This window comes from Caballeronia sp. LZ029 (genome assembly GCF_031451275.1).
GTDB classification, from domain to species: Bacteria; Pseudomonadota; Gammaproteobacteria; order Burkholderiales; family Burkholderiaceae; genus Caballeronia; species Caballeronia jiangsuensis.
Genome location: NZ_JARUXO010000001.1, coordinates 3084040 through 3107654, shown reverse-complemented (window position 1 = coordinate 3107654; position 23615 = coordinate 3084040). Strand labels below are relative to the sequence as shown.

At 64.8% G+C, this 23615-nt stretch carries 22 protein-coding genes; 8 read left to right on the top strand and 14 right to left on the bottom strand.

Annotation, left to right across the window (positions count from 1 at the left end; translation table 11 throughout):
• The first annotated feature begins 6 nt into the window (after window positions 1-6).
• The 4 genes from hslU to QCE73_RS14615 all read left to right on the top strand — a co-directional run bounded on the left by hslU (window position 7) and on the right by QCE73_RS14615 (window position 5263).
• Complete coding sequence (gene hslU / locus QCE73_RS14630) at window positions 7-1347, top strand: ATP-dependent protease ATPase subunit HslU (RefSeq protein ID WP_187608128.1); 1341 nt, start codon at window positions 7-9, stop codon at window positions 1345-1347.
• 324 nt (window positions 1348-1671) lie between these two features.
• Window positions 1672-2754 carry a bifunctional DNA-binding transcriptional regulator/O6-methylguanine-DNA methyltransferase Ada gene (gene ada, locus QCE73_RS14625; RefSeq protein WP_309881801.1) on the top strand — a complete coding sequence of 361 codons (1083 nt, stop codon included), beginning with the start codon at window positions 1672-1674 and terminating at the stop codon, window positions 2752-2754.
• Window positions 2755-2970: 216 nt separating this feature from the next.
• On the top strand, window positions 2971-4590 hold the full coding sequence (gene gshA, locus QCE73_RS14620) for a glutamate--cysteine ligase (RefSeq protein WP_309881799.1): 1620 nt from the start codon (window positions 2971-2973) through the stop codon (window positions 4588-4590).
• Between the two features lie 151 nt (window positions 4591-4741).
• The gene (locus QCE73_RS14615; RefSeq protein WP_187608125.1) at window positions 4742-5263 is read left to right on the top strand and encodes a hypothetical protein; all 522 of its coding nucleotides are present in this window, start codon (window positions 4742-4744) and stop codon (window positions 5261-5263) included.
• Window position 5264: 1 nt separating this feature from the next.
• Here QCE73_RS14615 and QCE73_RS14610 read toward each other — a convergent pair whose 3' ends face one another.
• Window positions 5265-6827, bottom strand: coding sequence for a DHA2 family efflux MFS transporter permease subunit (locus tag QCE73_RS14610; RefSeq protein ID WP_309881798.1), 1563 nt, complete (start codon window positions 6825-6827; stop codon window positions 5265-5267).
• Window positions 6828-6951: 124 nt separating this feature from the next.
• Window positions 6952-7446 (bottom strand): MarR family winged helix-turn-helix transcriptional regulator, encoded by a 495-nt coding sequence (locus QCE73_RS14605; RefSeq protein ID WP_035499435.1) that lies wholly within the window; start codon window positions 7444-7446, stop codon window positions 6952-6954.
• A 207-nt stretch (window positions 7447-7653) separates the two neighbouring features.
• On the opposite strand from QCE73_RS14605, the gene QCE73_RS14600 reads away from it, so the two are divergent.
• Both QCE73_RS14600 and QCE73_RS14595 read left to right on the top strand, forming a co-directional pair.
• A complete protein-coding gene (locus QCE73_RS14600; protein WP_035499432.1) occupies window positions 7654-7932 on the top strand; it encodes a hypothetical protein in 279 nt (92 codons plus the stop codon).
• 185 nt (window positions 7933-8117) lie between these two features.
• Window positions 8118-9662, top strand: coding sequence for an efflux transporter outer membrane subunit (locus QCE73_RS14595; RefSeq protein WP_238209390.1), 1545 nt, complete (start codon window positions 8118-8120; stop codon window positions 9660-9662).
• 3 nt (window positions 9663-9665) lie between these two features.
• On the opposite strand, the gene QCE73_RS14590 is transcribed toward QCE73_RS14595, so the two are convergent.
• The 12 genes from QCE73_RS14590 to gspD all read right to left on the bottom strand — a co-directional run bounded on the left by QCE73_RS14590 (window position 9666) and on the right by gspD (window position 21130).
• A complete protein-coding gene (locus tag QCE73_RS14590) occupies window positions 9666-10445 on the bottom strand; it encodes a type II secretion system protein N (RefSeq protein WP_035499428.1) in 780 nt (259 codons plus the stop codon).
• Complete coding sequence (gene gspM, locus QCE73_RS14585) at window positions 10442-10945, bottom strand: type II secretion system protein GspM (RefSeq protein ID WP_035499560.1); 504 nt, start codon at window positions 10943-10945, stop codon at window positions 10442-10444. Before gspM ends, QCE73_RS14590 begins: the two co-directional genes overlap by 4 nt.
• The gene (gene gspL / locus QCE73_RS14580; RefSeq protein WP_309881797.1) at window positions 10942-12288 is read right to left on the bottom strand and encodes a type II secretion system protein GspL; all 1347 of its coding nucleotides are present in this window, start codon (window positions 12286-12288) and stop codon (window positions 10942-10944) included. Before gspL ends, gspM begins: the two co-directional genes overlap by 4 nt.
• Window positions 12289-12324: 36 nt before the next feature.
• Window positions 12325-13443 carry a type II secretion system minor pseudopilin GspK gene (gene gspK / locus QCE73_RS14575; RefSeq protein WP_309881795.1) on the bottom strand — a complete coding sequence of 373 codons (1119 nt, stop codon included), beginning with the start codon at window positions 13441-13443 and terminating at the stop codon, window positions 12325-12327.
• Window positions 13440-14114, bottom strand: a complete 675-nt coding sequence (locus QCE73_RS14570; RefSeq protein WP_309881794.1) for a prepilin-type N-terminal cleavage/methylation domain-containing protein — start codon at window positions 14112-14114, stop codon at window positions 13440-13442. Before QCE73_RS14570 ends, gspK begins: the two co-directional genes overlap by 4 nt.
• Entirely contained in the window at window positions 14092-14478 is a 387-nt protein-coding gene (gspI, locus tag QCE73_RS14565; protein WP_309881793.1) for a type II secretion system minor pseudopilin GspI, read from the bottom strand. Before gspI ends, QCE73_RS14570 begins: the two co-directional genes overlap by 23 nt.
• Window positions 14478-14951: a GspH/FimT family pseudopilin gene (locus tag QCE73_RS14560; RefSeq protein WP_035499420.1), complete on the bottom strand. Its 474-nt coding sequence runs from the start codon at window positions 14949-14951 to the stop codon at window positions 14478-14480. Before QCE73_RS14560 ends, gspI begins: the two co-directional genes overlap by 1 nt.
• 29 nt (window positions 14952-14980) lie before the next feature.
• Entirely contained in the window at window positions 14981-15451 is a 471-nt protein-coding gene (gene gspG, locus QCE73_RS14555; RefSeq protein WP_035499417.1) for a type II secretion system major pseudopilin GspG, read from the bottom strand.
• Window positions 15452-15608: 157 nt separating this feature from the next.
• The gene (locus QCE73_RS14550; RefSeq protein ID WP_187608113.1) at window positions 15609-16022 is read right to left on the bottom strand and encodes a general secretion pathway protein GspC; all 414 of its coding nucleotides are present in this window, start codon (window positions 16020-16022) and stop codon (window positions 15609-15611) included.
• Window positions 16022-17239, bottom strand: coding sequence for a type II secretion system inner membrane protein GspF (gspF, locus tag QCE73_RS14545; RefSeq protein WP_035499414.1), 1218 nt, complete (start codon window positions 17237-17239; stop codon window positions 16022-16024). Before gspF ends, QCE73_RS14550 begins: the two co-directional genes overlap by 1 nt.
• Before the next feature lie 4 nt (window positions 17240-17243).
• Complete coding sequence (gene gspE, locus QCE73_RS14540) at window positions 17244-18731, bottom strand: type II secretion system ATPase GspE (protein WP_309881790.1); 1488 nt, start codon at window positions 18729-18731, stop codon at window positions 17244-17246.
• Complete coding sequence (gene gspD, locus QCE73_RS14535; protein WP_309881789.1) at window positions 18728-21130, bottom strand: type II secretion system secretin GspD; 2403 nt, start codon at window positions 21128-21130, stop codon at window positions 18728-18730. Before gspD ends, gspE begins: the two co-directional genes overlap by 4 nt.
• A gap of 603 nt (window positions 21131-21733) precedes the next feature.
• Between gspD and QCE73_RS14530 the strand changes: the two genes are divergently transcribed.
• Complete coding sequence (locus QCE73_RS14530; protein WP_035499410.1) at window positions 21734-22177, top strand: lytic transglycosylase domain-containing protein; 444 nt, start codon at window positions 21734-21736, stop codon at window positions 22175-22177.
• Between the two features lie 141 nt (window positions 22178-22318).
• Window positions 22319-23581: a GTP-binding protein gene (locus QCE73_RS14525; RefSeq protein WP_309881788.1), complete on the top strand. Its 1263-nt coding sequence runs from the start codon at window positions 22319-22321 to the stop codon at window positions 23579-23581.
• Window positions 23582-23615 lie beyond the last annotated feature (34 nt).

Below are 23615 nucleotides of genomic sequence, written 5' to 3'. Positions count from 1 at the left end.
CAAGCGATGACCACCATGACTCCCTCCGAAATCGTCTCCGAACTCGACAAGCACATCATCGGCCAAGGACGCGCGAAGAAGGCGGTTGCCGTCGCGTTGCGCAACCGCTGGCGCCGCCAGCAGGTCGCCGAGCCGCTGCGCCAGGAAATCACGCCGAAGAACATCCTGATGATCGGGCCGACGGGCGTCGGCAAGACCGAGATCGCGCGCCGTCTCGCGAAGCTCGCGGACGCGCCGTTCATCAAGATCGAAGCGACCAAGTTCACCGAGGTGGGCTACGTCGGGCGCGATGTGGACAGCATCGTGCGCGATCTGATCGAGATTTCCGTCAAGCAGACGCGTGAATCCGAGATGAAGAAGGTGCGCACCAAGGCGGAAGATCGCGCCGAGGACCGCATTCTCGACATTCTCTTGCCGAGCGCGCGCCCGGTCGGCTTCGGCGCGGCCGAGTCGTCGAGCAGCGAGGGCGACAACGCCACGCGTCAGACTTTCCGCAAGCGCCTGCGCGAAGGCGCGCTCGACGACAAGGAAATCGAGCTCGATGTGGAAATGCCGCAAGTCGGCATGGACATCATGGGGCCGCCGGGCATGGAAGACATGACCGAGCAGATCCGCTCGATGTTCGCGAACATCGGCGGCGGCAAGAAGACGCGGCGCAAGGTGAAGGTGAAGGAAGCGCTCAAGCTCCTCACCGATGAAGAAGCCGGCAAGATGCTCAACGACGAAGAGGTCAAGAGCAAGGCGGTGCAGAACGTCGAGCAGAACGGTATCGTGTTTCTCGACGAAATCGACAAGATCGCGTCGCGCAGCGAGGCGGGCGGCGCCGAGGTGTCGCGCGCGGGCGTGCAGCGCGACCTGCTGCCGCTCGTCGAAGGCACGACCATCAACACGAAGTACGGGATGATCAAGACGGATCACATCCTGTTCATCGCGAGCGGTGCGTTCCATCTGGCCAAGCCGAGCGATCTGATTCCCGAGCTGCAAGGGCGTTTCCCGATTCGCGTCGAGCTGGATTCGCTCTCCGTCGGCGACTTCGAATCGATCCTGAATTCGACCGACGCGAGCCTCGTCAAGCAGTACAAGGCGCTGCTCGCAACCGAAGACGTCGAACTCGATTTCACCGACGAAGGCATCCGGCGTCTCGCGGAAATTGCGTACTCGGTGAACGAAAAGACCGAGAACATCGGCGCGCGGCGGCTTTATACCGTCATCGAAAAGCTGCTGGAGGAAGTCTCGTTCGCGGCGGGCAATCATGCGGGCCAGCCGGTGCGGATCGACGCGGCTTACGTGGACCGCGCGCTCGGCGATGTGGCGCAGGACGAGGACTTGTCGCGCTACGTGCTGTAACGACGGCGGCGTTGTCCAGTAAAGAACCGGGTTGCAGGGCCCGGTTTTTTTCGTCTGACGCAAATGCACCGGACGAAAAAAAGCCCGCCTAGTTGGCGGGCTGAATCCATATCAGGAGGAGACATGGAGGAGACAGTTCCAATAATACACAGGCACTTGATGCGACGCAATAGAAATTTCGGTAAAAACCCCTATAGCTTCCATTTGTGGTATCTGCGCGTCATTTTTCGGATTCCGCCCGCCGATGACACAGCAAGAAACGGCGCGTAACCTCATCTGCGCGGCTCTACAGTGGTCCCGTACCCAAGAGCCATCGAGGTCGTCATGAAAACCGTAGCAGATTCTGTCTTTTCGTCCGATCAATGCCGCTGGCAAGCGGTCGTCGATCGGGACGAGCGCGCCGACGGCGCCTTCTTCTTCGCCGTGCGCACGACCGGCGTGTTTTGCCGGCCGTCGTGCGCTTCGCGTGCGCCGCGTCGCGAGAACGTCGAATTCTTCCCGACCACAGACGCAGCCGAAGCGGCCGGATACCGCGCGTGCAAGCGCTGCCAGCCGACGAGCCTGCCGCGCGAACTGGCGATCGTCGAGCGCGCGTGCAAGGTGCTCGACGCCGATCCGCAGCAGCGCGTCACGCTCGCGCAACTGAGCGACGCCGTGCACGTGAGCCCGTTCCATCTGCAGCGTCTGTTTTCGCGGATTGTCGGCATTTCGCCGCGGCAGTATCAGGCGGCGCAACGCGCGGGCGTGCTGCGCGACGCGTTGCAGCGCGGCCGCGACGTCACGCGCGCGACGCACGACGCCGGCTTCGGATCGCCATCGCGTATGTATGAAGCCGTGCCTACCGAACTGGGGATGACGCCGTCGGCTTACAAGCGCAAGGGCGCGGGACTGACCGTGCGTTACGCGACCGCCACGACGCCGCTCGGCACGGTGCTCGTCGCCGCCACCGACAAGGGCGTCTGCAAGATCGCTTTCGGCGACGATGCGAATACGCTCGCCGAGCAACTCGCCGCCGACTTTGCGCAGGCCGAACGCGTCGAGGATGCCGCGAAGATGGAGCCGTTCATCGCGCAGATTCGCGCTTATCTGCAAGGCACGCGCGAGCGTTTCGACTTGCCGCTCGACATCGGCGCGACCGCGTTTCAGCGGCGCGTGTGGGACGCGCTGCGCTCCATCCCGTACGGGCAGACGCGCAGTTACAGCGATATCGCCGAATCGCTCGGTTCGCCGCGCGCGGTGCGGGCCGTGGCGAATGCGTGCGGATCGAATCCGGTGGCGCTCGCGATTCCGTGCCATCGCGTGATCGGCAAGGACGGGGCGATCTCGGGCTATCGCTGGGGCAAGCCGCGCAAGGAAGCGTTGCTCGAAACCGAGCGCACGCGCAACCAAACCAACAAGGTTGCATGAAGCACGGGCGCTCGCCGTCGACATGACGCGCGAGCGCTTCGATTTCCCTCGCGAACCGGCTCCGGAACGCACCCCGCGAAACGCCCGAAAACCCCGCAATCCCTTGCCTGGTCTGGGTTCAAGCACGCCTGACACCGAGATGTTAAAGTGCCCGCTACCCTAAAAATACGACCGGGCGAATGCCGCTCGCGCTCGCGCTCCTCGCAGATTGCTTCAATGACAAACAAGAATTCCGCTCACTCCAAGGCCGGCGCTTACGAGCGCAGGCTTGCCGCGCTCGCGTCCGGCCCGCATGCCGATGCGTTGCGCCAAGGCTTGCGCGGCATCGAGAAGGAGAGCCTGCGCGTGACGCCGCAAGGCAAGCTCGCGATGACGCCGCATCCGCGTGCGTTCGGCTCGGCGCTGACGCATCCGCTCATCACGACCGATTACTCTGAAGCACTGGTCGAGCTCATCACGCCCGCCGAATCCGATATCTCGATCACGCTCGATCGCCTCGACGCGCTGCATCGATTCGCCTACGCGCATATGGGCGAGGAGCTGCTGTGGAACGACTCGATGCCGAACTCGCTGCCGCCCGAGGACGAGATTCCGTTCGGCTACTACGGGACGTCGAATATCGGCAGGCTGAAGACCGTCTACCGGCGCGGGCTCGCGCTGCGCTATGGCCGCACGATGCAATGCATCGCGGGCATTCACTACAACTATTCGCTCAACGAAAATGTCTGGCGCGCGTGGCAGGCGCTCGACAAGACGAGCACGCTGTCCGCGAAAGATTTTCAGTCCGAACGCTATTTCGCGCTGATCCGCAACTTCCGCCGCACGAACTGGCTGTTGATGTATCTGTTCGGCGCGTCGCCGGCGCTGAACAAGCGCTTCGTCGAAGGCAAGACGCATCATCTCGAACAATTCGATGCCGACACGTTCCATCTGCCGCACGCGACCAGCCTGCGCATGAGCGATCTCGGCTACGCGAACAATCCCGCGCAGGCGGATCTGCTGCCGAGCTACGACAACCTCGACGCCTATCTCGACGTGCTCGCCAAAGCCGTGAGTCAGCCGTATGCGCCGTATGAAGCCATCGGCACGCGGCGCGACGGCGAATGGGTGCAGATCAACGCGAACGTCCTGCAGATCGAAAACGAGTTCTACTCGACGATCCGCCCGAAACGCGTCGCGCACTCGGGAGAGCGTCCGCTGCACGCGTTGGCGGAGCGCGGCGTGCAGTACATCGAAGTACGTTGCCTCGATATCGATCCGTTCGTGCCGACCGGCATCTCGCTCGAAACCGCGCGCTTTCTCGACGCCTATCTCCTCTACTGCGCGCTGGAGGACAGCCCGTTGCTGCCGTTCGACGCGAACATCGAGGCGAACGGCAATTTCAGCACGGTGGCGAAGGAAGGACGCAAGCCTGGCCTCACGCTACAACGCGACGGCGTGAACGTGCCGATGCAGCAATGGGCCGAAGAACTGTTCGATGCGATCGAACCCGTCGCGAAGACGCTCGACGCGCTCAACGGCAATGACGAGCACACGCGCGCGCTCGTGGCGCTGCGGCCGCGTATCGCCGATGCATCGCTCACGCCGTCCGCCCGCGTGCTGCAGACGATGCGCGACAAGCAGCAGACCTTCGACGAGTTCGCGCTCGAACTCAGCGCGCGTCATGCGGAAGGTTTTCGCGCGCGCCCGCTGTCCGTCGATGAAGAACGAGCGATGGAAGAGCTGGCAGCGAAATCCCTGGTGGAACAGACCGTGGTGGAAAGCAGCGACACCGAATCTTTCGATGCATTCATCGCGGCATATCAGGTCTACACGCTGAACCCCGCGAGCGCGTGATCGCTTTTGCTGCATCTGGCAGGTTTTTCCGGACAGTCGCCTTTGGCCGCTGGCAATGCTTACCGGCTTATGCAACAGAGGGAAACGCGTCACAACGTCATCGGGTTTGGCGGGGCAAAATATGGCCGACTTTTCGACGATCGAGGGAGCAATGAAAAAGAAGTTCTTCGGCGCGCTCGCGCTGGGGGCGACGTCGCTCGCGCTCCTGGGCGGCTGCGCGGTGCAGGATCAGGTCAGCAGCACCGTCATGGAACAGGCCACCCAACCGCTCACTTGCATGAGCAAGGCCGAATGCGACGCGTGGTGGGCGCGCGCGCAAGTCTGGGTCACGAATCATTCGGAGTACAAGCTGCAGACCGTGACGGATTCGATCATTCAGACCGCCGGACCGTCGAGCGGCAAGCGCGCGCTCGCGTATCAAATCACCAAGACGCCGACCAACGAGGGCACCGCGACCATCGGTTTCGCCGCGCATTGCGACAATCCGCTCGGCTGTCAGCCGAATCCGTGGGAAGCGGGCGCCGACTTCAAGCAGTTCATCCGAAACGGTCCGGGGCTGCGGAAATCGGCGACGCCGCAGGCCGGCGCAATGCCGCCCGCCGCGCCCGGCGGCGTGCAGGTCATCCCGCTGGACGAGCCGGGCCAGTCGGCGACGCCGCTCACGCCTCAGTAATCTAGTGTCCCATCGAGGCTGACGCGCCCTTCTTCGGCCGCGTCAGCCAGACCATCGCGGCCAGCACCAGAAACGCATAAAACGAGATGCGGAAAAAGTCGTTGGTCGACATCATGTACGCCTGCGCCGACACGACGCGATCCAGTTGCGCCGTCAGCGCCTGCCCCGACAATCCGAGTCCCGAAAGCAGATCCGAGTATGCCGTCGTGCCCGCCGAATACGGCGTGACCGACTCGGTGAGCCGCGCGTGATGGCGGATCATGTCGTTTTCCCAGAAGGTCGTGCTGACCGCCGTGCCGATCGCGCCCGACAAGGTCCGCAGGAAGTTCGACAAACCCGCCGCTCCCGCTAGCCGTTCGTCGGAGACGCTGGACAGCGTGATCGTCGTCATCGGCACGAAAAAGCACGCGACGCCGATGCCCTGAATCAGTCGCGGATAGATGATCTGATGGAACGGCGTGTCGAGCGTGAAGGTCGAGTTCCAGTGCGACACGAACGCAAACGTGAGAAACGCGAAACTCGCGACCACGCGCAGATTCATCCGATGCATGTTCTGCCCGATCATCGGCGACAGCACCAGCGCGAGAATGCCGACCGGCGCGGTGGCGAGGCCCGCGAGCCACGGCGTGTAGCCGAGCACCGTTTGCAGCCACAGCGGCAACACCACGACCGAGCCGAAGAAAGCAAGAAAGCCGAGCGACGTGATGAGCACGCCCATCGCGAAATTGCGGTCGCGGAACAGCGAAAGGTCGATGACCGGCTCCTTCTCGGTCAGCTCCCACGCGAACATGAAGGCGAGCGACACCGCCGACACGATCGCCAGCGTCACGATGAAGCTGGAACTGAACCAGTCGCGGTCCTTGCCGAGGTCGAGCATCATCTGCAGGCTCGCGACGCCGATCACGAGCAGCGCGAGCCCGACGCCGTCGATGCGCTGCTGCGTCGTCTTGGTCTCGTGGCCGCGCAACAGGAAGTACGCGATGGCCGCCGAAAACACGCCGATCGGCACGTTGATATAGAAAATCCACGGCCAGGTGTAGTTATCGGTGATGTAACCGCCCATCACCGGGCCGAAGATCGGCGCGACGATCACGGTCATCGCCCAGAGACCGAGCGCGAGGCCGCGCTTCTCCGGCGGATAGCTGCGCATGAGGATGGTTTGCGACAGCGGGACCATCGGGCCGGAGACGAGACCTTGCAGCAGCCGGAACGCGATCAGCGATTCGAAGTTGTGCGCGAGGCCGCAGAGTGCCGACGCGATCGAAAACAGCAGCACGGAAATGGTGAACAGCTTCACCTCGCCCACGCGCCGCGCGAGCCAGCCGGTCAGCGGCACCGCAATCGCGGACGCGACGGAATACGACGAGATCACCCACGTGCCTTCGCTCGTCGCCACGCCGAGATTCCCGGAGATGGTCGGCACCGCGACGTTCGCGATCGACGTGTCGAGCACTTCCATGAAGGTGCCGAGCGCGAGGCCCAGCGTCAACAGGGCGAGGATGCCGCCTTTGAGCGGCATGGGCGCGGGCGGCGCGGCGGGCGTGCTGGTCGCGGATGAGGACATCGTTGGTTCTCCGGCGCGTGAACGGCGCCCAAAGCGCGCATTGCACGCAAACTATTTCTTGTCGCGGCATTCTCTGCCCAGACAGTGAAATCCGTGCAAGAAAACACCGTTTTCGTCGGATTATTCAGGGTAATGCTTCATCGAACGAACATGGCGCGCAATCTCCCGCCGGCGTATTGCCGATGATGCGCGCGAGCATCGCGATCAATAGATCCAACTCCGCGCGGCTGAAACCGCGCAACTGCTCGTTGAGCACCGCCGCGCCGATGACAGGCAAACGCCCGGCCGCGTCGCGTCCGCGCTCCGTCAGACTGAGCTCGACGATTCGTCGGTCCGCCTCGCTGCGCGCACGGCTCACGAAGCCCTTCTTTTCGAGCCTGTCGAGCATACGCGTCATCGAGCCGCTGTCGTAAGACATTTCCCGCGACAACTCAAGCGGCGTGCGTGCGCGCCCGGACGCCAGCAGCAGCATCACGCCGATTTGCGGCGACGTGAGGTCGAGCGGCTTCAGCGCCTGATCGGTGCGCATGACGAGCACGTTACGCGCCTTGGCGAGGTAATAGCCGAGGCTCGTTTCGAGTTGAATCGTGGCTGGATCGTAAAGCGGTTCGCTGTTCATGCGACATCGGTCAAACGGCTGATGCGGAAGTGCGACACCACGTCGCGTCTCGATAAGGCAACAATACCGAAAAAGCAATCAGCAGTATCTTGAAAAGTAGTTGCACAGTCAATATTATTCTATGCAACGAGTTATGCGCTTCGATGCGCCGCCCGAGACCATGTTCTGACCGCCTGCCGTCGTTTGCGACGCCCGAAGGACCTTCCAATGACCCGCTTTGTTCGCACCGCTCGCCGACGCTTCGGCCCCATCAGCAGCCTGATCGCCAACGCTTCCCGTCACTTCGTCCCGCCGAAGCTGAGTTCGTGGAAACTTGCGTTGTATCTGATCGTGTTCCTGCTGCCGGGCGGTTCGTTCGTGGTGCTGGGCATGGGATGGTTCGAGAATCGGAACCGGCGCAAGACGGCAGCTTCCGCACCGAAGAAGCCGCCCTCGCGGCCTCTGCTCGCCGCGCCCTGCCACGGCGGCGGCGCCGGCGGCGCGTGACGCCCCCGTAACGCGTCGTAACCGATTCCTGCTGCGGCGTAACACCCGCCTTACGGCGAACCCGTTACGCTAACGTCTGCCTGACGAGCGCGCATGACAAGCGCCCGTCGCGTTCCGTTACCATTTCGGCTTGCCGCGTCCGTCGCTTCGGACTGCGCGGCGCCGACAGGAATCCCGACAAGCAGATGCCGCATCGCCCCGCCTTTCCCGCTTTCACCGTCACGCGCCCGCTGACCGCCACGGCGCTCGCCGCCGCGCTTGCGATGTTCATCGCCGGTTGCGCGGTCGGCCCCGATTATCAGCGCCCCACGACGACGGTCCCGGCCAGCTACAAGGAAGCGCCCGAAGGCTGGAAAGTCGCGCAGCCCGCCGATCAGACCGATCGCGGCACCTGGTGGACCGTCTACAACGACGAGCGCCTCAACGAGCTCGAAACGCGCCTGAATCAATCGAATCAGAGCATCGCGCAGTTCGCGGCCGCGTACCGGCAAGCGCGGGCGCTCGTCAGCGAAGCACGCGCGGCGTATTTCCCGACGATCGGCGCGGCGGCATCGGCTGCGCGCTCCGGAACCGGCGCGGGCAACCGGTCGACCAACAGTTCCAGCTTCGGCCAGCAAGGCTCGGTGAACAACCAGTTCAGCCTGTCGCTCGATGCATCCTGGGAACCGGACCTGTGGGGCAGCGTGTCACGCACCGTCACCGCACAGAAAGCGGGTCAACAGGGCGCCGCCGCCGATCTCGCCAACGCGCGGCTGTCCGCGCAGGCCACGCTCGCGCAAAGCTATTTCCAGTTGCGCTCGCTCGACGCGCAGCAGAAGCTGCTCGACGAAACCGTCGCTGCCTACGAGCAATCGCTCAAGCTCACGCAGAATCAGTACGCGCAGGGCATCGTCGCGCGTTCCGACGTGATTCAGGCGCAGACGCAACTGCAATCCGCGCAGGCATCCGCCATCGATAACGGCGTCGCGCGCGCACAGTTCGAGCATGCGATCGCGGTGCTCGTCGGTGAGCCGGCTTCGACCTTCTCCGTTCCGCCGATTCCGCTCGACGCAACGCCGCCCACCGTGCCCGTGCAGATGCCGTCCGCGATTCTCGAGCGTCGGCCGGATATCGCGTCGGCGGAGCGCAAGGCGGCCGCGGCGAACGAGCAGATCGGCATCGAGATGGCCGCCTATTTCCCGACGGTCACGCTCTCCGCGCAAGGCGGCTTCGAAAGCTCGGTGCTGTCGCAATTGCTGCGCGCGCCGTCGCGTTTCTGGACGCTCGGACCGGACATCGCCGCGACCATTTTCGACGGCGGCCTGCGTTCCGCGCGCACCGAAGCCGCGCGCGCCGCCTACGATCAGAACGTCGCGACCTATCGGCAGACGGTGCTGACCGCGTTTCAGGACGTCGAAGACAATCTCGCGTCGCTGCGCATTCTGGAAAAGGAAATCGTCGTGCAGCAGCAGGCCGTCGAGTCGGCGCAGCAGGCGCTCGCGATCATCAACAATCAATACAAGGCGGGAACGGTCGCATTCATCAGCGTGCTGACCGCGCAGACCACCGCGTTCACCGCGCAGCAGAAGCTCGCGAATATCGCGGGGCAGCGGATGGTGTCGTCGGTGGGACTGGTGAAGGCGCTCGGCGGCGGCTGGGATGTCGCGCAGATGGATCGCGAGACGGGCGGCGTCGAAGCGCCCGCCGCGGCTGCGTCCGCTGCGAGCGCGACGCAAACCGCCAATCGCTGATTCTTAGCGCATGAAGGTCAGCGCGACCGTGTCCGGATCGGTATGGCGGCCGAGCAGGTTCAGCAGACCTGCGAGGTTTTCACGCTGATCCGGCGCGGCCGTCGCGGTGCCCTGAAACGAAGTCGATTCCTGCGAGATCGCGCCGTTGCCGGTCAGCATGAGCGGCCCTTTGCTCGTCGAAAGATCGATCGTCGCGGATGCGCCCTGCGCCTGCAGCGCGACGCGATACGAACCGAGCGGCTTAACACGCGAGACGCGCGAAGCCATATCGTCGAGCGTGACGACCACCTGTCCGTAAGTGTTGCGGTTCAGCAGGCGGAATTCCGTCCACGAAAGCCGCACGCTGCCATCGAAGTCCAGCGTGTTGAACGGCGCGCCCAGCCCCGCGAGCAGCGTCGCGGGCACGGCGATCTGGCCCGACGTGACAGTCGCGCCGCGCGTGGTGGCGTCGACGGTCACGGCATCGGGCATCGCGTCGGTCTGACGCATCGTCATGTGCACGCGGCCGGTAAAGAGCGGCAGGAAGGCCGTCGTCCATTCGATGCGCCCCGGCAGCAGCGTCGCGCCGGCGCCATCGGTGCCAGCGGCGAGCATCAGCGTGGCCGAGCCGCTCCACAGCGATCCCGCCGGATCGACCAGATTCACGTGGCCGCCAGTCGCTTTCGAGAACTGCGGCACGATCCACGCGGCGGGCATCATCGTGAGCAGCGTGCCGGCGACCGATATCACCATCACGAAAAGCGCCGGCAATGCGAGCCGGAAACGTCGCGTCCAGTAGCTCATTTCGCGCCGGCCGGTTGCAGCGACGCGGTCAGATCCACTTGGCCATCGGGCTTCAGCGCCGTGACGTGCGCCTCCGACACCTGCACCTTGAACTGCTTGCGCGCGTCGTCGAGCCACATCGTCCAGTTCGGGAACGACGCGTTCTTCAACTGGATCTGAACCGCCGCACCGATCACCTGAACCTGCGTCGGCTGCATGCCGTTGTCGGCGAGCGACTTCGAGAGCGCGTCGCGCAACGCGCCGCCCGTCGGCATCACGCCCTCGGCGGCAGGCGCGAGCGAGCGCGCGTCGTTGGCCTGCGCGGTCATCGTCGCGAGCTGGCGTTGCATCGCGGGCAGACTTTCGCGCAAGCGCGCGCGGCCTTCGTAGGCAGGCGCCCACAGCACGAGATACACGAGCACGAGCCCGAGCGCGAGGCCGCCCCACATCAGCAGCGTCTTCTCGCGCGGCGTGCGCACTTCCCAGAATTCCGACAGTGAACGTGCGATTTCCGCTTTCATTGGCCGCTCCTGATCGTCCATTTGCCGGTGTTGCTATCGATCGAACCGTTCAGGCCGTTCGCCGCGAGGCGCTTCGTGAGGTCGGGATCGACCTTCGTTTCCGGCTTGAAGGTCACTTCCAGACGACGGTCGCGATAGTCGAGCCCCGCGACGCCGTTCACCGGCACGGGACCGAGCGAGCGCGCGAGCCCGTCCGCGAGCGATAGAAAGTCCGACGGCGACAGTTCGCCCGACGCCACCCGCAGCCGGTCGAGATTGCGCGACATCTGATCGGGCGCGTCGAGCACGACGGTCGTCTTCGGAAACGCGTTGAGCAGCAGTTCGGTTTCCTGCGCGCTGATCGCATCGCGCTGACGCGAGAGTTGCAGCCACTGCACGTTGACGCCGATGATCGACACGACGATCGACGCCGCCACGAGCGCGATCGGCACGCGCAGACGACGCATCGTCGCGCGGTCGAGGCGCCACGGCTGCGCGGCGAATTCGAACTGGCACAGGTCGAAGCGGCTCGCGACGGCGTTGCGCGCGAGCGCCTCGAACGTGAGCGGCAGCGCGCCGGCGACCGCTGCCGCGGCATTGCGCGAACCCGACAGACGCGGCTCGTCGCGGGGAAGATCGGAGAGCGAATAGAGCGTCGCGGGATGATCGCCCGCGAGCGCCGCGAGCGTCGCGGGAATCGAGTCGGCGGGCAGCGCGAGGCCTTCCCCAAGCGCCGCGCGCTCACCGCGTGCGATCGCGATTTCGATGCGCGGCGCGCCGAATGTGGCGGGCGACGGCGCGGCGAGCTCGCCGATCAGCGCGGGCGCGGTCGATACGACCTGACCGAGCAGACCCGCGATGAACGGCGTCGGCGGCGCTTCCGTTTCCTCGGCTTCCTTGCCTTCCTCGATGGGCGCCGAAACCGGAGCCGGGAGGCAACGCATCGCGGGCACGGCCTTCACATTGCGATGCCCCGCGCCCGAAAACGCGCCCAGCACGAAGCGGAACCAGCCGCGATCGATCACGGCGACCACGCGCTTGCCATCGGCGAGTGCGACCGGATCGACCGCGATATGGCACGTCTGCGGATCCTGAATCAGCTGATCCTCGACGACGTTCGGCAGCGCCTGCCGCAAGCGCGGACCCTTGAGCGGTGGCAAGGAAGCGGCGAGCAGCAGCGTATCGCGCGCCGCGACGATCAGCACCGTCGCGCTCGCACGCGGCAGGAGTCCGAGCGCCGAACGGCCGATGCGTTGCGGCTCGCCGCGCTTGTCGAGCAGCAGAAACGGCATATCCGGCAGATGCCACTCTTCCGAGCGCACCGCGGGATCACGCGGTGGTAATAAAACGATCAGTGTGCTCAATGGCCACTTCCTCTCATCAATGACTGCGGCACGTCTTCACTGCGCGTCGCGCGTGTAGACGATGCGCGTCGTATGCGTCGTCGGATCGCGATACACGAGCGTCGTGCGCTCCAGTTGCGCGCGCTCATGTTCGACGCTTCCGCGGATCACGAAATACTTCGTGGTGACGTCCATCTCGTTCGGATCGATCGTCACCGTTTTGACGCCCGCGCCGGTCAGCGCGAGCTGCACGTTGCCGACATCGTGGAAGAACACCGTCTCCCGGCGCGCGACGAACGCCTGCGCCTGCGACAGATTCATCCCCGGCACGACGGCCGCGATCACTTCGGCGGGCGCGGTGTTCATGTTCACGGCGGTCGTCGTCGGCAGGACGGTGACGAACGGGCGCAACTTCGTGACCGCTTCGGGCGAAAAGCCCGGCACATCGAGCAGCGAATCGACGGTGATCATCTGCAAGGGCGCGACGGGCGCGTTGCTGTCCGCGTCCTTCAGGCCGGGATCGTCGGTGAAATTGCCGCCACCCGTGCCGCCGCCCTGCGCGATCGCCGCGAGCGTCGTCGCTTCGTTGTTCGCGCCGGTCGCCATGGTCGCGCTCGCGCCCGTCTGCGTCTGAAAGCGCGTCGCGGAACGCGCGAGGCCCGCGCGCATCTGCAATGCGACGGTCTTCGCGAGCGAGCCGTTGATGCCGAGCATCGTGAGCAGCCGCTGGAACGCCTGAATCTGCGCGACGTTGATGGTCAGCACGCCGGGCGTCGGCGTCGAGACCAGATTGCGCAGGTTGAACTTCGCCTGCGCGTCCTCGATCGAGCCGGACAGATACGTCGATGCGCCTTGCTGCGCCCGCACTTCGCCGATCTGCCCGAGGAAATCCGACAGCTTCGTCTTCGCGATCGGCACGCCCCACACGCCGCCGAGATACGTGACCGTCGGCGAGGTATCGGCTTCCGAGCGCAGGATGAGGCGCGTCCAGTCGAGCGCGCTGCGCGAAATCCACTGCGCCTGCGCGAGCAGCCGCTGATTCTCGATACGGCGAATCTGCACCTGCTGACGCCACAGCATGCCCGACACGAGAATCGCCGCGAGCGATACCACGAGAAGCGCGCTGATGATCGCGACGCCGCGTTGCCTCTTCGGGTTCGGAGCGCGCATGCTCATTCTCCGACCAGAAACACGCGCGTGAGCGGCGTCGCGAGCGTGCGCGCGCCGACCGCGATCTGAATGCCCGACACCGCACGCGCGAGCGGCGCGTTGCCGAGTTGCGGCACCTTCAGGTTGTTGTCGTTCTGGTTGATCTGCGCGAGCACGTCGCTCATGCGCGTGGACCAGCCTTTTTCCGGGATATAGACGCGCGTCGCGAGCGAGGCCACGCCGCCCATCAGCGGAATCGAGCTCCAGCCGTCGCCGGTATCGCCCGACGACAACGCGCGCCGCACTTCGCCGACATTCGAAAGCGGCGGCGACGCAAAGCGCACGATGCGCCCGTTCGACAGCCGATAGCGCACCACCTGAAGCCGCGGCGGCGTGCCCGGCGCGAACACGCCGCGCACGATCTGCAGCGAGCCGTTGCCGACCTGCACGGCGGGCTGGCCGGCCTCGTCGTCGGTGGCGGCCTGGCGCGCGTCGATGCGCATCTGGTCGAACAACTGCGCGACGACGCGCTCGTCTTGCATCGCGTTCTCGATGGTCGCGCGGCCGCGGATCACCGAGTCGAGCCCGCGCCACGACAACACCGCGAGCACCGCGAGAATCGCGATGGCGATCAGCATCTCCAGCAGCGTGAAGCCGCGCTGCCTAGCGCGGCGGTCAGAGCGAGCGGTTCGTTTCATTCGCCACCACCGTGACCATTTGCGCCAGATTGCCGGAACGGCCCGGCGTCGAGACGAACATCTCGACGCGCCGGAAAATCGGGTTCGGCGTCTGACTCACGCGCTGCGTGCAGACGAGCTTCAGATTGCCCTGCGAGCAGTCGAAGGTGCGCGAGCCGATCGGCGGAAACTGATGCGAGAGCCGCAGTTGCGCGAGTTCGTTGTCCGCGCTCCAACCCGCGAGCAGCCGCCGATGCAGGTCCGCTTCGCCCGTCGCGAGCGAGCCGACCGCGCGCACCGATGCGGCGAGCGCCACCGCGATGATCGCCAGTGCGACGAGCACTTCGATCATCGTGAAGCCGCGCTGATGTCGACGATCACGCATCACCGCACCTGATAGCGGCCGTTGCCGCTCCCGACGATGGTCACGCGCCCCACGGCCGAAAACAGCGTGATTTCCATCGGCGCGTCGATGGCTTCGGTGCCGAACACGAGCCGGCTCACCGTTTTGTCCGAGTCGAGGAACTGGATCGACACGCCGGTCACGCCGCCTTCCCAGCGGCGCTGGCGCAGGAGATCGTCGCGCAGCGGCCGCCAGCCGTCTTCCGTGCGGATGTCGAAGCGAAAGCCGCCGTCGAGCGGCTGCCACGCGATCGGCCGCGCGCGCACCTGCGCCTCGTCGCCCGCCGATTCGAACAGCAGCGCGAGACGTTGCGCTTCCTCGTTGAGATCGGTGCGCGGGTTGCGCGTCAGTTGCAGCGACGCGAGCGACACCAGCAAACCCGCGATCACCAGCACGACGAGCATTTCGAGCAGCGTGAAGCCCGCGTTGCGTCGCGTATGTCGGTGCCTGTTCACGCCGCTGTCCTTCGTCTATCGTGCGACGATCATTGCCACGAGCCGACATCGGCATCGTTGCCTTCGCCGCCCGCCTTGTTGTCCGCGCCGTAGCTGAACACGTCGACTTCGCCGTGCACGCCCGGATTCAGATATTGATACTGCGCGCCCCACGGATCCGCCGGCAGGCGTTCGAGATAGCCGCCGTCCTTCCAGTTGTTCGGCACCGGCTCGGTCGTCGGCTTTTCGACCAGCGCGCGCAGACCCTGCTCCTGCGTCGGATAGCGGCCGTTATCGAGGCGATACAGCTTCATCGCCTGCATGATGGTGCCGATGTCCTGCTTCGCGGCGACGCGACGCGCCTCGTCCGGGCGGCTCATGATCTTCGGCACGATCAGCGCGGCGAGAATGCCGAGAATCGCGATCACGACCATGATTTCGATCAGCGTGAAACCGCGCTGACGGCGTCCCTGCGCCTGAGCCTGTTGAATTCGCATGCGGCGTTGTGTCCACAATTGCATGACTGCTACCTCTTGAATTGAAAATATCGTTTCCGGGCCTTATGCCCGGTGATGATTGGAAAAATCGCGCGGCTTCCTGTCTTTCGGAAGCCGCCGGTCATTCTATCGATCCGCTTTCGTCGCGTGCTTCATGCACGAGCGAGGCATCGCGTCACGTTCAGCGCACCCAGATCGTCGGTCCGGGCGGATTCTGCGGCAGGAAGATCTCCGACTTCACGCCGTTGCGCTCGATGATGATCGAACGCGCGCGCACTTCCGAGAGCTTCACGCCCTGCGTGAGCGGCCCGCCCAGCGACACGGCCTTCGCCGCTTCGCCGCCGTAGCTCACGATGGCCGCCGCGCCGCCCTGCAACGCGAGAATGCCGAACAGATGCACGTCCGAATTGGCCTGACGCTCCAGCCGTCCGCCGAAAATGGTCGCGGCCTGTTCCACCGACGGCGTGCGCGTCGCGGCCGCGGCGGGCAGCGGCGCGGTCTGCCGCGCGGTCAGCGTGACGACCCAGTACGTCACCGTCACGCAAAAGAGCGCGAGCGCGGCGAGCGTCAGTAAACGAGTTTGAAGGGCGTTCATCACTGCACCAGATTATTCAGTTCGATGATCGGCAACATCACCGCGAGCACGATCACCAGCACCACGCCGCCCATCGCGAGAATCAGCAGCGGTTCGAGCAGGCTCGTGAGGAACATCGTGCGCCGTTCGAGTTCGCGCGCTTCGCCTTCGGAGGCACGGTCGAGCATCGTGGTGACGTCGCCGGTCGCTTCGCCCGAGCGGATCAGGTGAACCAGCACGGGCGGAAACGTCTTCGTGTTGCCGAGCGCGCGCGACAGCGACGAACCTTCGCGCACGCGCACGATCGCGTCGTCGACGTTCTCGCGCATCGCCGTGTTGCTGAGAGTTTCGCCGGCAGCCTGAAGCGCGCGCAGGATCGGCACGCCGGCGGCGGTCAGGATCGCGAGCGTGCTGGCGAAGCGCACCGTGTTGTAGCCGCGCACCAGCTTGCCGATGAGCGGCGCGCCGAGCAGCCACCGGTCGAACGACATGCGCGGTCCGGGCCGCGCGAGAATGGTCTTCACGAGCCACGCGAAAATCACGACGCCGATCAGCATCGCCCACCAGTAACTCCGGACGAAGGAAGACAGCGCCATCATCATGACGGTCAGGAAAGGCAGCGCCTGCTTCGTGCTCGCGAACACGTTCACGACCTGCGGCACGACATAGCTCAGCAGGAACGTGACGATACCGAACGCGATGAGCGTCACGATGCCCGGATACGTGAACGCCAGAATGATCTTCTGCTTCAGCGCGTTACGTTGTTCGATGTAATCGGCGAGACGCGACAGCACGAGGCCGAGCTTGCCGGTATGCTCGCCCGCCGCGACGAGCGCGCGATAGATCTCCGGAAAGTCCTTCGGATGCTGCGCGAGCGCGTTGGCGAAGGAATGGCCGCCGAGCACTTCGGCGCGGATCGCGGCCATCAGTTCGCGGATGTAATCGCGTTCGGACTGCTCCGTCAGCACCGCGAGCGTTTCGCCGAGCGGCAGACCCGCGATCAAAAGACTCGCGAGCTGGCGCGTGAGAATCGCCTGCTCGCGCTGCGACAGACGCCGCCCGAGCGACAGCCGCTGCTGACGCTCGCCGCGCGTGCGCGTGCCCGCCGCCTCGACGACGAGCGGTGTCAGCCCTTGCGTGCGCAACTGGCTGCGCGCGGCGCGGGCGCTGTCGGCATCGAGCACGCCTTTTTGCGTCTTGCCCGCGTGGTCGATCGCTTCGAAACGAAAAGCCGGCATACGTTTACTCTCCGCCCGTCACGCGCAGCACTTCTTCCAGCGACGTCACGCCCGCCGCGAGCCAGCGCTCGCCGTCCTCGCGCAGCGTGCGCATGCCTTGCTTGCGGCCCGCGTCGAGAATCTCGGCATCCGCCGCGTTGCGATGGATGAGCGGGCGGATCGCGTCGTCGATCAGAAGCAGTTCATAGACACCGCGACGGCCGACATAACCCGACTGGCCGCATCGCTCGCAGCCGACCGGATGGTAACGCTTCGTGCCGTCTTCCTCGACGCGCTCTTCCTTGCACACCGGGCAGAGCTGGCGCAGGAGACGCTGCGCGAGCACGCCGAGCAGCGACGACGCGAGCAGATACGGCTCCACGCCCATGTCGGTGAGACGCGTGACGGCGGATGCAGCATCGTTCGTGTGCAGCGTCGCGAGCACCAGGTGACCTGTGAGCGATGCCTGCACCGCGATCTGCGCGGTTTCGAGATCGCGGATTTCACCGATCATGATGATGTCCGGATCCTGACGAAGAATCGAGCGCAACGCGCGCGCGAACGTCATGCCGATGCGCTCGTTCACCTGCGTCTGCCCGATCCCCGACAAGTCGTATTCGATCGGGTCTTCCACCGTCATGATGTTGGTGGTCGTGGTTTCCAGACGCGACATCGACGCATAGAGCGTGGTCGTCTTGCCAGAGCCGGTCGGACCCGTCACGAGCACGATGCCGTGCGGACGGCCGATCAGCTTGTCGAAGTGGACGAGCGTGTCGCGCGCCATGCCGAGCGTTTCGAGATTCAGACGCTGCGCGTCCTTTTCCAGGAGACGCAGCACCGCGCGCTCGCCGTGGCCGGTCGGCAGCGTGGAAACGCGCACGTCGACCGGACGTCCGCCCACGCGCAACGTGATACGGCCATCCTGCGGCAGGCGTTTTTCGGCGATGTCGAGCTGCGCCATGATCTTGATACGCGAGATCAGCGCGCCGTGCAGCGCTTTCTTCGGGCGCACGACATCGCGCAACGTGCCATCGACGCGAAAGCGCACGACCGACGCGTTCTCGAACGGCTCGATATGAATATCCGATGCCTGCTCGCGCGCCGCCTGCGTGAGCAGCGCGTTGATCATGCGGATGATCGGCGCGTCATCTTCCGATTCGAGCAGATCCTCGACTTCGGGAATGTCCTGCATCAGGCGCGACAGATCGACTTCGCCTTCCACTTCGCCGACCACTTGCGCCGCGCTGCCGTCGTTGCGCGCGTAGGCCGAATTGATCGCCGCGGCGAGTTCGGCGGCGGGCTTGCGCACGATCGACAGCGCGCCGAAATTGCGCGCGACTTCGGCGAGCGCCGCGTCGGTGGTGCGCTCGCTGATCCATACCTCGATGCTGTCCGCGTGCTGGTGCGCGAGCAGAATCTGCCCGCTGCGCGCGAAGCCGTAGGGCACGAGCCGAGCCGCCAGCGGCGACGCCGCGCTGCTCGCGCTCTCGACTGCACCGTTGACCGTGCTCACGGCCGGACTCCCTGTTGGCCGTTCGTCGCGGCGTTACCCGGCAGGGTGTTGGTCGCCGCGTTGCCCGGCATCACGTTGGTCGCGCCGTTCGCGGGAAGCGGATAGCTCTGCGGCGGCATCGTCGATTGCGGCGCGGACTGCATCGGCTGCGGCGCCGGACCTGCGTCCGGATTCTGCGGCAGCGTCGTGCTCGGTCCGGGGCCGCGCGTCGTGTTGCTCCAGTCCAGCAGATTCTGGGCCGGCGCGCCGCCGCCCTCGCTCGGACCGAGCGGCTTCGGCGGCATCACCGGCACATTCTGATCCTTGATGAGACGGTTGTCCGTCGTCGAGCCGTACTGCTGCTGACGCAGATAGTCGTAGCGCGTGTTGGCGATCTGCGTGGAGGTCGCCTGATCGCGCACGATCACCGGGCGCAGAAACACCATGAGGTTGGTCTTCGTGCGCGTCTTGCTTTCGCTTCTGAACAGGCTGCCGATGAACGGAATGTCGCCGAGCAGCGGAATCTTGCTGTTGTTATTGTTGTACTGATCCTGCATCAGGCCGCCGAGCACGACGATCTCGCCGTCATCCGCGAGGATGGTCGACTGCACCGAGCGCGTGTTGATGGTCACGCCGCCCGGATCGTTCTTCGTCGTGGTATCGACGCTCGAATCTTCCTGATAGATCTGCATCTTGAGCACGCCGCCGTCGGTGATCTGCGGCTTCACGTGCAGCGTCACGCCGACGTCGCGCCGGTCGAAGGTGTTGAACGCGGTGACCGAGGTCGCGGCGTTCGCGGTCGGCGTCGCGTAGGAGCCCGTCACGACCGGCACGTTCTGGCCGACGACGATCTTCGCTTCCTCGTTGTCGAGCGTGATCAGGTTAGGCGTCGAGAGGATGTTCGCATCCGCCGACGTCGACAGCGCCTGCAACAGGCCGCCCAGACCGAACAGGTTGCCGAAACGGTGCAGCAGCCCGATGTTCACGCCCTGCGCGAGCAGGCCCGTCGCCGATGTGAGCGCGGACGGATTCTGCGCGATCGCGTTGCCCTGCAAGGTCAGATCGACGATATTCGTGTTGCCCTGGCCGAAGCTCGTGCTGCCGTAAAGCGCGTTGTTGCCGCTGTTGGAAAGCAACGCGCCCTGCCACTGAATGCCGAGGTTCGCGCCCGAGGTCGCGGACAATTCGACGATCAGCGCCTCGATATACACCTGCGCGCGGCGCGCGTCGAGCTGGTCGATCACGGCGCGCAGGTTCCGGTAAACCGGGTCGGCCGCGGTGATGATCAGCGAGTTCGTCGCGGCATCGGCCTGGATCATGCCGCCGCCCTGGTCGTTGCCGGACTCGTTGTCCTTGTTCGACGAGAAGCTCGAATCGCGATTGCCGGTGCCGCCCGACATCGGATTGTTGCTGCTGCCCGTGCTGCCGCCGAGACCGCCCGGCAGAGGCGGCGTGCCGGACGTGCCGGTGGACATCGATGAACTGCCGAGTCCGTTGCCGCTCTGGCCGAACGAATTCGAGTTCGAGCCGGAACCCGACGTATTGTCCGAATTGCTGTTGCCCTTGCCCATCATTCCGCGCAGCGTCTTGGCGAGGCGCGTGGCGTCGGCATTGCGCAGCGCCACGACGTGCATGTTGCCCGGCTGCGAGGTGGGCGAATCGAGCTTCTGCGCGAGTTGCTTCGCCGCGGCGAGGCGCGAGGCGCTGGATGCGCGGAACATCAGCGAGTTGGTGCGCGCGTCCGGCGTGACGGTGACTTTGAGCGTGGCGTCCGTGCTGCCGACCGCGCCGGGATCGAGCAGCTTGTTCATCTGCTCGGCGACGTCGATGGCGTTCGCATTCTTCAGCGTCACGACATCGACGGAACGGCCCGCCGCCGTATCGACGCCCGCGATGATGCCCGCGATGCGGCGCACGTTGTCGGCGTAATCCGTGACGACGAGCGTGTTGTTCGCCGGATACGCCGCGATGGTGTTGTTCGGCGAGATCAGCGGGCGCAGCACCGGCAAGAGATTGTTCGCCGATTCGTTACGCAACTGAAAGACCTGCGTGATCACCTGATCGCCGCGCGCGGCCGGCGTATTGCCGACATACGTGGGCACGCCCTGCAGCTTGGCGTCGGCTTCGGGCACGACTTTCAGGACGCCGTGATCCTGCACGAGCGCGAAGCCCTGCATGCGCAGCGACGACTGGAGCGTCTTCAGCGCCTGCTCCTCGGGAACCGAATTCTCCGAGACCAGGTTGAGTTGCCCCTTCACGCGGGGATCGACGATGATCGTTTTGCCGGTAGCGGCGCCGATCGCTTTCGCGACCTGGTCGATGTCCGCGTTGACGAAATTCAACGTCACTTGCGCGTGCGCGGCTTGCGCGACGATAAGTCCCGCCGCCAGCAGTGCCGTCGCGTTACGACGCAGTGCCATAGGTTGTCTTCTCATGAATGTGATGTCAGAGCCGGGTCTCTTGGGGAGCCGGCTAAGGCAGCACCGCTCCTCAGCCGAGAGCGCTGCCAACCGCGTCGCGGGACGGATAGTTCCATCCCCTCGCGATCATTTTAAAAAATATGACGATAACAGCATAATGTAACGAAATTGTGCCAATTCGTTCCATATCAGGTTGCCCTTGCTGTTTCGTTCGAAACCAACCAGCGCTCTCAAGCTTTCGAATAACTTGCCGATAGACCGTACTTGGAGCGGTTCCAAAGGTCGGCCGATGCGCGCGGGAGTCGAATTGTACCCCGTCCAGAAGTCTTATTATTCATACATTTAGAACACGTCCGATTGACAGGTCGGGGGCGTTCTTGGGTATGAGGACTTCCGTCGGTCAGCGAGGCGTATGTCTGATAGCCAACTTATGGTCTGATTCGTCAGCCGGTATGATACGGTCGGTTCCGCATTCCGGGCGGTTGCAAAATGGGCGGGTTTTCCCCATGCAGTCCGGCCGCGGGCGTTGATTTGTTGGCGTTGGCGCCAAGGCGCCGCAACGGCGGCATGACGTTCCGCATGTGCGGATGGAGTAGAAGGAAGATGAAGAGAACACTGCGATTACTTGCGATATGCGTGCCGCTCACAGCGGCCGCCTCCGCGCACGCAGACTGCTTCGACGAAGCAGCGAAGTATCAGAAGGTCAATCCGCTCATCCTGCGCGCGATCGCATGGCAGGAATCGCACAACAAGCCCGACGCCATCAACAAGAACGCCAATGGCTCGACCGACTACGGGCTGATGCAGATCAACTCGATCCATCTCAATACACTGGCGCAGTACGGCATTTCGAGCGGCACGCTCATGGAACCGTGCAAGAGCGTGTACGTCGCGGCCTGGCATCTGCGCCAGAAAATGAACAAGTACGGCAATTCGTGGCAGGCAGTCGGCGCTTACCATTCCGAAACACCCGCGCTGCGCGACAAGTACTCGGCACAGATCATCGAGATCCTGCGGCGCTGGAAACTGCTCCAGGCCACGCGCTGAGCTCAGGCGCACTCGTCGCATGCGCGCCGCGTCCCGCGCGCATTTGATGCAAAATCCCCTATTCGATCGCCCGCGCCGTCGTCCTGACGGCAGCGCGGGCTCGCGCTCGCGCGCTCCATTCCCCGTCACGCTTCCACTGCGATGAACCAGACGCCATTGCCCATTACCGTGCTATCGGGATTCACCGGCGCGGGTAAGACCACGCTCGTCGATGCCCTGCTCGCCAACGCCGACGACATCCGCATCGGCGCCGTGACATGCGGCAAGGCCGCGTCCGCCGCGGATCGCGAAACCACCGAACTGCCCAACGGCTGCCTCGTCCTGACGCTCGGCGACCGGTCGATTGAAGCGCTCGAAAGCGCGATCACATGGATTGCGGAACAGCAACGCTTCGATGCGATCGTCGTCGAGTTGCCGGGCGTCGCTCATCCCATGACGATCGCCGAGCATCTCGCGTTCGGCGATGACGACGACGCGACCCTCGCAGGCCGCGCGCATCTCGACACTTTCGTCACCGTGATCGATGCCGCGAGCTTCCTGCGCGACTATGCCTCTTCGGATTCGCTCGCCGAGCGCGGTCTTGCGCAAGCAGGCCACGACGACGAAGACGATCAGACAGTCGTCGAAACGCTCATCGAACAGATCGAGTTCTGCGATGTCATCGTCATCAACAAGATCGATCTCGCCAGCGCGGACGAAGTGGAACGCATCGCGCGCATTCTTCACGGCCTCAATCCGCGCGCGCTCCAGGTGCGGGCGCAATCGGGCAACGTGCCTTCCGGCGATGTGCTGAACACCGGCCGTTTCGATTTCGATGCGACCGCGAGCGCGCCCGGCTGGCTCGCGATTCTCAACGGCGACGATGCGGCGAGCGACGAACCCGATGCATCCGGCGTCGGCCATTTCGTGTATCGTGCGCGCCGGCCGTTTCATCCCGAGCGCCTGTGGAACCTGCTGCATCAGGAATGGCCCGGCGTGCTGCGCGCGAAAGGCTTCTTCTGGCTCGCGACGCGCAGCGATGTCGGCGGCTCGTTATCGCAAGCGGGCGGCACGGTCCGGCATGGTCCGGCGGGGCTTTGGTGGGCGGCGCAAGATCGCAGCGAATGGCCGACCGACGACCCCGAACTCGAAGCGGAGATCGTTGCGGAATGGTATGGCGATCCGGATGACAACAGCATCGGTGACCGTCGGCAGGAACTGGTGCTGATCGGCGAGCATCTCGATCGGACCGCATGGCAGGACAAGTTCGACGCATGCCTTCTGACCGACGACGAATGGACGCTCGGCCTCGATGGCTGGCAACGCTTCGCCGATCCGTTCCCCGCGTGGGAAGTCGAAGAGCATGACCACGATCACGATCACGATCATGGTCCCGATTGCGATTGCGACGATCATCGGCACTGAAGGCGTGACCGGTTCGAAAGCGAAACGCACAGCC

Excerpts from the sequence above, each read along its gene's own strand:
- QCE73_RS14605 (WP_035499435.1), bottom strand. The coding sequence starts at position 7,446 with ATGAACAGCGAACCGCTTTACGATCCAGCCACGATTCAACTCGAAACG.
- ada (WP_309881801.1), top strand. The coding sequence starts at position 1,672 with ATGAAAACCGTAGCAGATTCTGTCTTTTCGTCCGATCAATGCCGCTGG.
- gshA (WP_309881799.1), top strand. The coding sequence starts at position 2,971 with ATGACAAACAAGAATTCCGCTCACTCCAAGGCCGGCGCTTACGAGCGC.
- QCE73_RS14595 (WP_238209390.1), top strand. The coding sequence starts at position 8,118 with ATGCCGCATCGCCCCGCCTTTCCCGCTTTCACCGTCACGCGCCCGCTG.
- QCE73_RS14615 (WP_187608125.1), top strand. The coding sequence starts at position 4,742 with ATGAAAAAGAAGTTCTTCGGCGCGCTCGCGCTGGGGGCGACGTCGCTC.
- gspK (WP_309881795.1), bottom strand. The coding sequence starts at position 13,443 with ATGAGCATGCGCGCTCCGAACCCGAAGAGGCAACGCGGCGTCGCGATC.
- QCE73_RS14600 (WP_035499432.1), top strand. The coding sequence starts at position 7,654 with ATGACCCGCTTTGTTCGCACCGCTCGCCGACGCTTCGGCCCCATCAGC.
- QCE73_RS14590 (WP_035499428.1), bottom strand. The coding sequence starts at position 10,445 with ATGAGCTACTGGACGCGACGTTTCCGGCTCGCATTGCCGGCGCTTTTC.
- QCE73_RS14610 (WP_309881798.1), bottom strand. The coding sequence starts at position 6,827 with ATGTCCTCATCCGCGACCAGCACGCCCGCCGCGCCGCCCGCGCCCATG.
- QCE73_RS14525 (WP_309881788.1), top strand. The coding sequence starts at position 22,319 with ATGAACCAGACGCCATTGCCCATTACCGTGCTATCGGGATTCACCGGC.
- QCE73_RS14550 (WP_187608113.1), bottom strand. The coding sequence starts at position 16,022 with ATGAACGCCCTTCAAACTCGTTTACTGACGCTCGCCGCGCTCGCGCTC.
- QCE73_RS14530 (WP_035499410.1), top strand. The coding sequence starts at position 21,734 with ATGAAGAGAACACTGCGATTACTTGCGATATGCGTGCCGCTCACAGCG.
- gspF (WP_035499414.1), bottom strand. The coding sequence starts at position 17,239 with ATGCCGGCTTTTCGTTTCGAAGCGATCGACCACGCGGGCAAGACGCAA.
- gspM (WP_035499560.1), bottom strand. The coding sequence starts at position 10,945 with ATGAAAGCGGAAATCGCACGTTCACTGTCGGAATTCTGGGAAGTGCGC.
- gspD (WP_309881789.1), bottom strand. The coding sequence starts at position 21,130 with ATGGCACTGCGTCGTAACGCGACGGCACTGCTGGCGGCGGGACTTATC.
- gspI (WP_309881793.1), bottom strand. The coding sequence starts at position 14,478 with ATGCGTGATCGTCGACATCAGCGCGGCTTCACGATGATCGAAGTGCTC.
- hslU (WP_187608128.1), top strand. The coding sequence starts at position 7 with ATGACCACCATGACTCCCTCCGAAATCGTCTCCGAACTCGACAAGCAC.
- QCE73_RS14570 (WP_309881794.1), bottom strand. The coding sequence starts at position 14,114 with ATGAAACGAACCGCTCGCTCTGACCGCCGCGCTAGGCAGCGCGGCTTC.
- gspG (WP_035499417.1), bottom strand. The coding sequence starts at position 15,451 with ATGCAATTGTGGACACAACGCCGCATGCGAATTCAACAGGCTCAGGCG.